Annotated in this window: 9 protein-coding genes and 1 tRNA gene; 5 read left to right on the top strand and 5 right to left on the bottom strand. The window is 38.1% G+C overall.

Annotated features, from left to right (window positions below; translation table 11 throughout):
• Positions 1-11: 11 nt before the first annotated feature.
• The 3 genes from RQ359_RS01650 to RQ359_RS01640 all read right to left on the bottom strand — a co-directional run bounded on the left by RQ359_RS01650 (position 12) and on the right by RQ359_RS01640 (position 3,302).
• Positions 12-314 (bottom strand): hypothetical protein, encoded by a 303-nt coding sequence (locus RQ359_RS01650; RefSeq protein ID WP_156016219.1) that lies wholly within the window; start codon positions 312-314, stop codon positions 12-14.
• A 371-nt stretch (positions 315-685) separates the two neighbouring features.
• Positions 686-2,350 carry an oxidoreductase gene (locus RQ359_RS01645; RefSeq protein WP_156016220.1) on the bottom strand — a complete coding sequence of 555 codons (1,665 nt, stop codon included), beginning with the start codon at positions 2,348-2,350 and terminating at the stop codon, positions 686-688.
• Between the two features lie 877 nt (positions 2,351-3,227).
• Positions 3,228-3,302, bottom strand: a tRNA-Thr gene (locus tag RQ359_RS01640).
• A 121-nt stretch (positions 3,303-3,423) separates the two neighbouring features.
• Between RQ359_RS01640 and RQ359_RS01635 the strand changes: the two genes are divergently transcribed.
• Positions 3,424-3,639 (top strand): zinc-ribbon domain-containing protein, encoded by a 216-nt coding sequence (locus tag RQ359_RS01635; protein ID WP_156016221.1) that lies wholly within the window; start codon positions 3,424-3,426, stop codon positions 3,637-3,639.
• Here RQ359_RS01635 and RQ359_RS01630 read toward each other — a convergent pair.
• On the bottom strand, positions 3,627-4,559 hold the full coding sequence (locus tag RQ359_RS01630; RefSeq protein ID WP_054838048.1) for a S1C family serine protease: 933 nt from the start codon (positions 4,557-4,559) through the stop codon (positions 3,627-3,629). The two genes, RQ359_RS01635 and RQ359_RS01630, sit on opposite strands and share 13 nt — an antisense overlap.
• Before the next feature lie 293 nt (positions 4,560-4,852).
• Positions 4,853-6,274: an ABC transporter substrate-binding protein gene (locus tag RQ359_RS01625; protein ID WP_054838066.1), complete on the bottom strand. Its 1,422-nt coding sequence runs from the start codon at positions 6,272-6,274 to the stop codon at positions 4,853-4,855.
• 226 nt (positions 6,275-6,500) lie between these two features.
• Between RQ359_RS01625 and RQ359_RS01620 the strand changes: the two genes are divergently transcribed.
• The 4 genes from RQ359_RS01620 (at position 6,501) to RQ359_RS01605 (ending at position 12,975) form a co-directional block, all read left to right on the top strand.
• Complete coding sequence (locus RQ359_RS01620) at positions 6,501-7,460, top strand: ABC transporter ATP-binding protein (protein WP_156016222.1); 960 nt, start codon at positions 6,501-6,503, stop codon at positions 7,458-7,460.
• Positions 7,454-9,106, top strand: a complete 1,653-nt coding sequence (locus RQ359_RS01615; protein ID WP_338117019.1) for an ABC transporter permease — start codon at positions 7,454-7,456, stop codon at positions 9,104-9,106. The genes RQ359_RS01620 and RQ359_RS01615 overlap by 7 nt, the downstream gene beginning before the upstream one ends.
• 43 nt (positions 9,107-9,149) lie before the next feature.
• Entirely contained in the window at positions 9,150-9,722 is a 573-nt protein-coding gene (locus RQ359_RS01610; protein ID WP_156016223.1) for a cyclase family protein, read from the top strand.
• Between the two features lie 1,219 nt (positions 9,723-10,941).
• A complete protein-coding gene (locus RQ359_RS01605; protein WP_156016224.1) occupies positions 10,942-12,975 on the top strand; it encodes a xanthine dehydrogenase family protein molybdopterin-binding subunit in 2,034 nt (677 codons plus the stop codon).
• Positions 12,976-13,007: the final 32 nt, after the last annotated feature.

Here is a 13,007-nt window from a genome sequence, read left to right as displayed (position 1 = left end):
TTTTAAATCTATTATTGATTTCCTTCCCCTTTTTCGTCATTATTCCCCTTCTTTGCCTTAGTTAGAAACTGTGCAGTCAGATTATCTATCAAATTGTTTATCTTCTCTATTAATGAAGGACTAAGCCTACTTTCTATTGTACCTTTGAGTACATTAGAGAGAGTCTGAAACGCTATATAACAAGCTATAGTATCGTCGTCGCTCTTTTCCGTATCCTGCAAATATTTGTTCATATATTCGTTAAAGTACTCCATGATTAAGTCCATTAATCTGTCCTCTCCATTGACACCAGTTCCATCAGTTCCGTCTGCCATGAAAAGAGGTGTGCTTTCTATACTATTAAGTGTTTAGAGTTTCCGTTGAAAACAATTCTACGTATAAATTTACTTGTAACTTTAATTATATTTTAGTAAAAATCAAAGTTTACTCTATTCCATTTGAAGGGATAGACACTTCATTATACCAGGATATATTTGTTATTAATATATTTATTTTTCTATTTTATTAGAATAATTTGTAGACAGTTATAGATACCTTGTAAAGAAGATCATTTTATTTCATTTTGTTCCATTTTCTCTTTAAGAACTCGTAGCTATATCTTTGTTCTCAACTTTCTTATTTATTACTGCATTACTGCTTGCCGCTTTACCGCTATTTAAAAACAACATCATGAAAGTAAGCAAAATTATCTCAAACTGAAGGTTCTACCTAACCAGTATCCCCTTTGGATTGACTTGCCTATTGTTGGCTGATCCCTGACCCTCTCGTTGAATATAACGTCAAAGTTACCGGTAGCCTTTTGAACGAAATTCACGCCCACTTCCTTCAAATTCTCCTCCAACAGAAACTGTCTGGTTCTGTCCAAGATAGAAAGTGAATCCTCGGTCATGTAAACTTCGTTATCCTTAGCCAAATAGAATGCATAGTCATGGTACGCGTATAAAGTTGAATCTATTAGTATTCTCTTTCCCTTAAGTTCTGGAGGTTCTGGACTACGCTGTTCCGGAACCGCATAGATACACTTCCCGTTGTCACAATTCACCTCACTTCTAAGCTTGATTTCTACTCCCAATCTCTCCAACTCGTTCTTGTAGAAATCAACGATAGAGTTGAACTCATTAATCTTCCAAGGATCCTTGAAGAGAAGGAATTGGCCTCCTAATTTATCCTCCCTTTCGTATAACGTTACGGAAAACCCCCTTTTTGCCAATACCCTGGCTGCCTCCATGCCCATCGCTCCTCCTCCTACAACTTCTACCTCGCCATTACCTCTCTCCATGGGCGGTAAAATTTCCCAGCCTAGCTCTGGGTTAACATCACACCTAACTTCCCTATATACCATACCCCTACACGACTGGTTACACCTTATGCAAGGCCTTATGGGTTCGTTAGTTAAGGCTTTCTTCAACCAGTACGGATCCGCAAGCAAACTTCTCCCAAGCACCACAACGTCTGCCACTTCCCTAGCTTTTAAGGCGTCATGGAGGTTCATTATAGAACCTACAATGAATAGAGGTACATGAATTTTATCTCTTATTGATTCTATTTCTTCCAAGAACGATAGGTGCTTATAATAGAAGGGCATGCTTGAATTCATAGGACCGTCCCTTCCAGCAGATAGGTGAACGTAATCTATTCCAGCTTTCTCCAGCCTTTTTACTATCTCAGCTACATCTTCAGGATGCAAGCCCAAATCGTCGAACTCCGTCACGCTTAGCCTTATTCCTACTGTCATCTTTGACTCCTTTATTCCCTGAACTATCTCCTCTACTAGCTTTACTCCATCCTTGTATTCATCATTTCTCCTGTTTACAGCAGGAGACATGAACTGAGCCAACAAATACCCGTGAGCGCCGTGCAACTCTACACCGTCAAACCCTGACCTTCTAGCCCTAATAGATGCCGAAATGAATTCCTGCTTTATCCTCCTTATATCGTTAAGGTTCATTTCCCTTACTTCGTCCGTCAGAGGCATTGGGGAAGGTGCTATGGGAGTATTACCCCATATAACATCCCTCTTAGTTTTCCTACCCGCGTGGACTAACTGTACAAATATTTTACTTCCTAATGCATGAATCATTTCAGTAAGTCTCATAAATTTAGGAGTTAATTCATCAGAGTAAAGACCTAGTTCGTTTACTGCGCCCCTGGAGTCTAATTTGTTGATATAGGTATATTCAGTGATTATTAGTCCCACTCCTCCCTTAGCTCTCTCAGACAAGTAAGCAATGTAAGCATCTGTAGGATAACCTTCAGGCGAACCCAGGTTGCTTATCATAGGCGACATTGCTATTCTGTTTTTAAGGTAAACATCGCCTACCTTAATAGGTTCTAGAAGAGAAGTTGTCATAAATTGTTTACTCTATAAGAGATAAAAGACTAACTTAATTTTTTGATATCTAGTTGCTTGTAGTAAATTATCTTAATTGATTAAGGTCTCATTAGTTAATCTTATGCCGTTTTTTTTGAATAGCTAATTGAAGATTTTAATGTAATATTACTCTAGATAAATTGTATAAAATATTAGTCAAGTTATGAGAATTTTTCAAAGTATTAATACTATTCTTTTGTATCAAGAGTAGATAGTGGAATGCGTAACATCTTTTAGGTGATCAATAGTAAAGGGATCATACCTTAGACCGTTATATCATGAGATATGGATTTCGAACCATTATCGACTTAAACTGTATAAAAAGTATAACTAAATATTTAATCGTTGATAATGAGTATTTTGCTCTATTTGGTAGAATTTCTGTTTTACGTTTTTAGTTAGGTACTGCCCTTAACATTTTTTAGCCTATCTATTATAGCTATTATCTTATTATTGTACATTTTAGCCCCTAGAATATAAGGGAACTTGAAACGAGACAATTTTTACAGTAATTCTAGCTAAAATGCTCTTTAACAAAATTCAAACCAGAGGATTGAGTAGAGAACTGACACTACCATAGAAGTGGCCTTAACACTAGTGATTCTGATAGATATATCAATTACTTTCACTTACTTATTATTTTCAGATCTTTTTAACTTAAAGTGTAACTTCACGCAATAATTACGGCTAATCTTCCCTTTAACAATTAATGCGATATAATAATTATTACTTAAAATAACAAAGAATATGACTCGGTAAAACAAAAAGGCAGTAATCGATTATCGTACCATAAACTGACATCGAGGGAGAGGGATCTTCCAAATAAAGTAGAATTAAGAATTTTCCCATTAAAACGAGCCGCGGCCGGGATTTGGACCCGGGACCTCTGCCTTACCAGGGCAGCGCTCTAGCCAGGCTGAGCTACCACGGCATAATTGATAAGGAAAGAATCGTATAAAATATTAACGCTTAAGCTTTGCTCCGTTTCCAGCTATTTTATAAGGGCATAGTCACTCTAACGCTTATATTTGTCCAATTTATCTTTTTACTTAATGGTTAAATATTGTCCAAATTGCGGACATCCTAACTACGATTCCAACGAGATTTGCATAAATTGCGGTTTTAACTTTAAGGCTGCACCTTTCGTTAGGGAGAACGTTAAGAAAATAGAGAAGGAGAAACCTGGGCAATTCTCTAGGAAGGATTACGTGGCTATAGCAATGTCTATCATTTTAATAGTGATAATACTTCTACTTTATTCTAAGTGACCTTGATGTTCAATTTTACGTCCCTCAACTTCTAATCTAGCAGCGTATTTTCTTCCATCCCTTAGGACTATCAGGTTTAGAACTCCTGGGGCTACCCTCTCGCTCACCTCCCAAAGGGATAACGTACTTGGGGTTTCCGCTCCGTTGGCGTATAATATTACGTCTCCAACAGTTAAACCAGCTCTCTCTGCAGGGCTACCAGGTGAGATCCTCTGAATCATCAGACCACGTTCCACGGGTAGGTTGAACATCTTTGCAATTGTTTTATTTACAACTCTAACCCTCTCAATTCCGGTATAAGGAGCTACATATTGTCCATTTTTGGAAACATTTGCTATGAAGCTATTTAAGGATATCATGGGTACCATGAAATTTATGTTCTCGGATTTCTCCAAATGGCTCTGTGCTATGCCGACCACTTGACCATCCATGTTAATTACAGGACCACCACTGTTACCAGGGTTAACCGCTGCATCCGTCTGATGGACTATCATGTTATAACCAAAGGGCGACTTAATCTCCCTGTTTGTTGAACTAACTATACCAAAGGATACGGTTAGATCTCCTAAATCAAAAAGGAAAGGACTTCCAAGAACTATTACGAAATCGCCTATTCTAACGTTGTTACCCTTTGGTAAGCTGGGAACTTCTATGTTTGTCTCTATAAGAGCTAAATCCGTTATCGGATTTACATGGACCACCTTCCCCTTTATAGTAAGTGAATCCTTAGTTAATATCTGAACTTCGTCTGCTCCTTCAACCACGTGCATGTTAGTTGCAACGTAATTCTTAGAGACGAAGAATCCTGAACCTCCTTGAATGGTTCTTCCTTGAACGTAATCGTTTATTGAAAAGGGTCTGGAAACTATGGTGACCACTGATTGCGAAACCCTTTCTATCAAATCATTGAGGCTTATCATCAACTGAAATTATCTTCATGTATAATAAGGGTTTAAAGTCGCTAAATAACGGAAAACAACTATATCTAATCAAGCAGAATTAAGAGAGTATGTGTATATATATGATTAGATTTAAACTAGAAAAACATAATTTTGATTTCTTTTGTATCAATCTAGAAGTATTGAAAACTAAATGGTTAAAAATAAACTTGTAAATACGTTACATTTTTCTTCCTTTGTCTGGATAAAAATAGAAATAAAACAAAAATATATATACCTATATAGTTTTAATATGTGTATAGCTTATATTTCTTTTATGAATAATATGACTGAAGGCTTGACATCCACTCATTTGCGGCAGTTTGAAGCGCAGACGATGGTGAAACCGTAGTAGAAGTTAGATAATTGAATACCTGATTATTGAAATCACTTATGAGATACGTATACGTTATTGGTATGTTGGGTGGGTTCGCAAATGCATTGGAAGACGCTGTGTAAACTTCCTCTAACCATTCCATTTTCTGTGCTCCCAACGATGAGTTAGACATTAACATCTGAAATGCCTCCTTTGACACAGGGAACTTGCCATAATTTAGGAACCCCTCTTCTTGTACCTTAGGAGACACTAAGAACTCTAAGAATTGCAATGCTATTTTCTGCTCCGATGCTGGTATGTACTTGTTTATGCCTAGGAAATCTGTTCCTGTCTCAGCATAACCTCCTGGTAATGGCGCTAAGTACGTATCTGAAGACACATTAGAGGAAATTGAACTCAGCTGTGTTGTAAATAGAAAAGCACCAGGGGCTTGACCTGAGGAATATATTTCCGGCAGATTTCCGTACTCTATTTGTTCAGTAGAAGGTGGTATTTCATAAGAAACTAGAGTTTTATACACTTCCAGTGCAGTTATACCACTACTAGAGTTAAAGGAAGGTAAAGGATATTTGTACCCTGGAAGAACGTAACCCTCAAACATTATATTGAAACCTGAAATTCCAGAGTAGTTACCATGATTTAGAGAATAGTCTCTCATATAATAATAGCCGTAGACTGCAGGGTATGCGTCAATTATACCATGTTTTACATGGTCATCTATCAAGAAGCCATACTTAGTTATATTATTAGAAGTTAAAAATTGATCTACGTCCTCTACCACGGTCCAGTTCTTCCAAGTGTTAGGAGAGAAGTTCATATGATATTGAGAATAGAACTCGTTAGCTAGAGTCGAATTATCGAATATCTTAGCGTTATAAGCAGTCAGATATATTGCAGTTTCGTAAGCTATTCCTATCATCTCATAGGAGTGAGTAGTAGTATTGTAAATTATACCTCCGAAGTCTTCCTGCGGTGCAATTATATCGCTCATATTAAAGTCAGACGAGTTGAGTTGAAGGAGATATTTAGATATGTCTTGTGCTGAAGTTGAAGTATAACCTAAAATTGCGTACTGAGTCCCGTGATCTGCAAGGGACGTCTCTTCGTCGGTTATGTACTCGGAGAAAGGCTCTTGTATAACCTTTATATTAACGTTTGGATGTGAAGACATGAACTGATCTGCTGCATACTGTATAAAATCAGCAGATTCTCCGCTGAATGTAATCACGTTTAACGTAACCTTTGAAGATGGTTTACTTACTAGCATATATCCTCCTATAGCAGCTATTATTACTACAGCCACTATAATTAAAACAACAATGGTTTTACTTATAGCTTTCCATTTGCGGTTCAAATGCATAAGTTCTGAATGCATTGTCACTTAAAAAAATGTAGGTTGGAATTAACTTCTGTCTATGCGGTAATAAATAGTGTCTAAATAGTTTAAGAAAGATAGTACACAACTATACTTTAATGGAGGCTAGTTCTCTTCTAGGAACTAATAGATTGTGGGAGATTTTTAAACCGAGACAAAGAATTTAGATCGATGCCAGAAGAGAGGATTAGGAGAGACGGGGCGATGACGAATGAGCCTTGAGGTTAACGATATTATTAAGGCATTTAATAAGAAGATGATCCTTGACAAGATTACCCTGAAGGTAGAGAAAGGTGAGTTCTTCGTTATATTAGGTCCATCTGGATCGGGTAAGACTACTCTTCTAAGAATAATAGCTGGATTGGAGAAACCAGACGACGGCAAAATAATAATAGATGGAAAGGATGTAACCACATTACCTTCAGGAAAAAGGAACATAGGAATGGTTTTCCAAAACTACGCTTTATATCCAAGCAAGAAGGTTAGAGAAAACTTGTATCTACCTTTAGAGTCAGTTGGTGTAACAAAGGAAGAGGCAATAAAGAAAATAGAGTTCATTTCACGTAGACTTGGTATCGAAAACTTACTGGACAGATTTCCATCAGAGCTTTCAGGAGGACAACAACAGAGGGTAGCCCTAGCTAGAGCCTTGGTAAGAACTCCTAAGTTGTTCCTAATGGACGAACCATTGTCAAACCTCGACGCTCCACAAAGGGTTTCCGCCAGAAAGTTGATAAAGGAAATTCAAGAGGAATATTCGATTACGTCAATATATGTTACCCACGACCAAACTGAGGCAATGGCACTCGCAGACAGAATGTGCATTATAGATCAAGGTAAGATACTTCAGATTGGAACTCCAGAGGAAATATATGAGAACCCAAATAGCGAAGAGGTTGCAAGCTTCATTGGTAATCCTCCCATGTCTATTATTGACGGCAAAATTCTTGGAATAGATGGAGCAGTCGGAATTAGGGCTGAAGACGTTAAACTTGAAGGGGGGCAACTTAAGGGAAGGGTAGCAGATTGTGAATTCATGGGTGATAGATATCTAATTCATATACACCTTGAAAACGGAGAAATAAGGGCTTTCAGCAAAAACAAAATCAAGGAAGGATCAGATGTATCCTTCGAGGTTTTAAGGTTTAAACAGTTCGGTGGTAAATCGTGAAGTACTCAATACCTTATATTGCATACATAACCGTGTTCGCAGTTATTCCTTTCATCTCCACTTTCGTCATAGCTGGAGTTAATTACAACCTCAAGCCAATAGACCTAATACCACTAGAAGAAGTACTATATAATACTTTCATTTTTTCTGTATTTACTGCAATATTTTCAACAATAATAGGGTACTTCCTGGCAATAGCAGTGGATATGTTGACTAGAAGATGGGCAAGGATAATGTCTTTGTTAATAGTTTTACCATTCACTATACCTTTCACCGCATCTGCTTTAATCTGGTCAATTAGCCTATACGGTGGAGGGTATGGATGGTTTACGTATTTACTTCACATACCATACGATCCGCTTTACTTTTCGTCTACAGCCATATACAGCGTAACTATGGTTAGCATATGGACGTCAATTCCTTTCGCGTTTCTAATAATATTTTCATCACTTAAGTCAATACCTCAGGAGATTACTGAAAGTGCGAGGGTAGATGGACTTAAGCTTTCTGAATATTACTTCAGCATAGCAAATCCTTTAATAGGAAAGGCATTTTGGACCGCTTTCATACTCAACTTCGTTCTGTCACTAGGTAACTTCGACCTACCATACGTGATGACAGGAGGTGGCCCAGGTTATGCATCTACCACATTACCTTTGGTTGTATATCAAGAGTTTTTCCTTTTGGGCAATGTGCCTGCCGGCGCTTTCTTCGCAGCCATCTTATCTATTATTGCAACAGTTCCTTCAATAGGGCTCCTTTACGCGATAAAAGGAAAGAGGAGCCCCATGCCGTCGATTAAAATAAGGATTAACGACAAGGTATTCAAGTCTATACTTGCAGCCTTCACTGCAGTCATCCTGTTCTTCTTGGATATGCCAGTGTATTGGATGGTAATCGTATCAATAAGGTCACCTCTAGACGACTTCGTATCGCCTCCAGACTTTCTCCCAAGTAAAATAGATCCTTCATACCTTATTTTAGCAGCGAAAACTTCCGTTCCTTACATCATAACTAGCCTAGTAGTAAGTATTTCTGTTGCAATTATTACTATATTAATATCATCTGCAGCCTCATTTGAAATAAACAAGAACAAGAAGCTTTCCTTCCTGTTACCTCTTTCAATATATTTCTACTCCTTACCTTCTGCGTCTTACATCATCCCAGTATATTTGCTGATAGGTTTCTTAGGACTACTCAACACTTGGTGGGGTCTGATACTGGCTAGCCCGGTCTTCACTGCCACCTATAGCGTTTGGTTGATGTTCAACTTCTTTTCAGGACTACCCAAGTCATATGAGGAAGCTGCAGACGTATTTTCAATTAAGAACAAATTCATAAGAATAATATTACCCTTAAGCAGACCAGTTTTAATCTCGTCCTTTCTACTGTCGTTTATTTTCTCATGGCATTTGCTCTTCTATCCTCTAGTTTTGACTTCTACACCTTATTGCATGGACTTTCCACCTCAAGGTGCACAGACAGTTACCATATTCGCATTAAATTCAATAGGTAATCTAACCATTAATTGGGGAATACTTGCATCTTCTGCTTTAATATCCTCTATACCAGTTTTAATTGTGTCTTGGTACGCTATAGACAGAGTTATAAGAGGAGCGTATAGAGGAGGAATAAAGTTCGTCTAACTTTTTTTAAAAAGAAAGAAAGAAAAAAAATAAGTGATGCCAATTGATACTTGACTTGAGCCTTCCAATTGAGGAAGAGATGCCATTCTATCCAGGGGATCCTAAACCTCAAGTAAGGAAATTCCTTTCCATACCTAAGGATGGATATGACGTTAGCGAAATCATAATTGGGACCCACACCGGTACTCACATTGACGTACCTGCGCACGCAATACCTAACGGGAAGACAGTTGATGAAATTGACATATCGAGCTTCATTGGGAATGGAAAGGCTTGCGGGATAAACGAACCGGAACTTGATACAGAAGTTCTATTGATATACACGGGTACAAACAAAAGATGGAGAAAGGGCTGGAACATGGAAAATATCGAAACTATAGACGAGAACCTTGCAAATAAGATTGTTAGGAAAGAAATTAGGATTGTTGGAATAGATTCTCCTAGCATAGGTTCAATAGATGTACATAAAATCCTTCTATCAAATAACGTGATAGTAGTTGAAAACTTATCCGACAAACTGAGCTACCTAATTGGAAAGAGGTTCGAATTTTATGCAATTCCACTACTCATAAACAAGGGTGACGGTGCCCCAGCGAGAGCTTTCGCTAAGTTATAAAAAATTCTAAAAAGAAATCTCTAATTTTAAATCTTAAAAAAGTATTTTTATTATCATTATATATACACATGTTAGTCAAATACAACTTATTTATCTATAACGCACGCTACTAGACTACACTTATCATCTACGCACTCATATAGTCCATAGCCCGTCTTGCAGGTCATGGTTTTCATTACGGTGAAATATTTGTTTGTCTTCATTCTAATCATCCTAAAATGGTTTTCTTAACTAAAAAACTTTATTAAAGAAAATTTAGCATGACTTTTTAAAGCCTTCATGATGGATGAAAGTGACATTATACTTGATAATACCTATAGCGCATAGTCTAAAACAAAAAGAGCAAAGTATATACAAAATGAGTGTTATAAAAGTAAAATTATAAAAATTTAAGTATGGTATTACGTACGAAAAGAAATAATATCAGTTATTAACTTATGACTTGTAATACTTTACGCTCTACTTCAAGCAGTCTTCCGTTGGAGAAATAAATTGGAGCACGATAAAATACATTAATTCTAAGGGTGTACTGAAGTTCAACCCAGCTCCTGTTAACTGGACTTGCATTTCACATTAATTAGCAGGTTCTTCTACTTGGAAATAACCAATTCTCTAGCCGGAAGGTCTATTGCTAGCAATATTTGTAAATCTGTAATACTGCCCATTGACGCTATAATGTGCCATAGTGACAGTACATGATATACATGGAAAGCAAAAACTAGGATAGTCTACGGATTCTCATCACCCTACTACTTCCCTACCTTCCTAATGAAAATAGTAAGAATTAAGTTCCAGTATTATCATTAACACTATTGATAATATTATGTGGATTACTTCTGCTACCATCCCCAACATGACAAGTGCTGGTCAACATAATATCTTCAACTTCAGTGTTCGCATGCATTATGAACGAAATTGCTCTGGAATCTCCTAAGGAGGACAACATCATGCATGGACAGATATTTTAGGCTTAAGAATTCTAAAATATTGACACCATTATCAATGATATCTACTAGGCTAATAATATGCTGAGAAAGGTTCAGCACGCTCTTCTACGTAGTCGCCGCGACAATGTTTGGATTATTAATGTTTTATATTTACTATGCTTATAGATCATTAAAATTAAAGAAGGAAACCTAGCCTTCGATATTGATGAAACCTGAACTTTTAAGCGTAATCTTTACACGATATTTTAAAATCAAGACACAAAACTATTTTAATGAAAAGAAGTGATCTTCTATCTATTATTAAAGGTAAAGGAGAATACTTGGACGATCTTCCTTTCTCAGGATACCATGCAGTTTTCGTAAGGAGTCCGTATGCTCATGCTAAAATAAGAGGAATAGACGTTAGCGATGTAACTAGAAAAGGAGGATTGGTATTAACCGGAAGGGAGGTGTTTAATGCGATAAATACTTCATCTGATGAAGAAGGTAGCTCTGCCTCAACTCCTCCCATCGCATTAGATAAGGTAAGGTTTTACGGAGAGCCAGTTGCCCTTGTGTTGGGAAGAGACCCATATGAGGCACAGGATCTAGCTGAGTTAGTTAACGTGGACTATGAACCGTTGGAACCCGTAATGACCATAGATAGAGCGTTAAAGGATGATATATTGGTATTCGAAGAAAAGGGGAGTAATGAGGTATATAGACGCACAACAGAGTACGGTAAGATGCCTTCGGATAGAAGGATAGAGCTAGAGCTCTACTGGAGTAGATCTTCTGGAAATCCAATTGAAACTTTTGCGTCTTTTGTAATACCTGGCGATCCTTTAGTTATTTATACCAACATGCAAGCAGCAGCGTATCAATCATCATTTCTATCTCCCTTAGGTAGAGTAAAGTTGAACCCAGTTAGACAAGGAGGTAGCTTTGGGTCTAAGTTTTCCTTGCTAAAATACGTGATTGCCCTTGGCGTTGCTTCTAAGAAGTTTAATGTTCCAGTCAAATGGGTTGAAACTAGGACTGAACATTTAGCTGCATCGAATTCCTCAGGACCTGAGAGGAAATTCAAGATAGAGGCATCATTCAAGGATGATGGAACAATCACGGGTTTGAAATTTAGAGTATGGGAGGACGTAGGAGCTTCCTTGTTCAACGGCCAAGCATTCAAGCCGCAAGGGATATTAGCTGGACCTTATAAGGTTAAGAACATAGTTTACGACGCCTCTTTGATAGCTACAAATAAAAATCCTGCAGGAGCTTTCAGGGGTGCGGGAACGCCACCCCATACTTGGGCCATAGAGAGAGTGATTGATGCTATAGCAGATGAACTTGGAATGAATAGAGCCGAGGTTAGGAGAAACAACTTAGTGGACCAATTCCCTTACGAGGCACCTTACGCAGTTTACGATTCAGGCAACCCCAAGAAATTATTGGAAATGGCGTTGTCTAGAAACGATTTATGGTCTATGAGGGAAAAGGGGTATGGGGTCGGAATAGCGTGCTCTACTGACCCTAGCACTCCAAATGGAAGTGAGGAGGTCTCAATTAGGACCGGAGAGGGAAAGGTAATTCTCTCTGTAGGATATGGACCAGAAGGACAAGGTAATGAACACGTTGCCAAGGAACTTTTATCGTCAATGCTTAAGGTACCTATGGAAAAAATAGACGTTGAAGTAGATGGTACTCTCCATAGCTTTGGTCCGGGCGGAAGCAGAATGGCTGTTTTCATGGCTGGTGCAATCAAAGGGTCCGTGGAGGAGCTTATCGCTAAAGCGGAAAGAAAAACTGGCGGGAAATTCGTGGAAGGGAAGATAAGGACAAGCGAAGGAATAATTGATATAACTGATGTTAATGTTGAAAGTAAATACACATTCTCGTTACAGGGAAAATATAGGTTCAACGCATATCCTTTCGCATGCGATATAGCAGTGGTAAAGGAGGTTGAGGGGAAGATAACCCCCGTGAGGTTCGTCGTTTATCTGGATCCGGGAACCCCATTAGACGAGGATGTAGTAAAGGAACAAGTGATCGGGGGCACAGCTATAGGAATATCAGTAGCGCTTTACGAAAGATATATCTACTCTCCTGAGGGACAGCTCTTGACTTCGAATCTAAACGATTACGGTTTACCTGCTGCTCCTGACTTACCTCCCATAGAGGTAAACTTGATACCGTCTCCCTCTCCATTTACACCTCTTGGCGCTAAGGGAATTGGAGAGATACCAGTAGGAGTAGCAGCCGCAGCAATTACAAGTGCAATAGAAGATTTAACTAAGAAAAGAATAACTACTATTCCCTTCGAGAAATGATAGGGAATGTTTCTCCTATTATGTACAAAATT

It is taken from the genome of Sulfuracidifex metallicus DSM 6482 = JCM 9184 (genome assembly GCA_032834875.1).
Lineage (GTDB): Archaea > Thermoproteota > Thermoprotei_A > Sulfolobales > Sulfolobaceae > Sulfuracidifex > Sulfuracidifex metallicus.
Note: the sequence above shows the minus strand (reverse complement) of the source record. Positions and strands in the feature narration are given on the sequence as shown.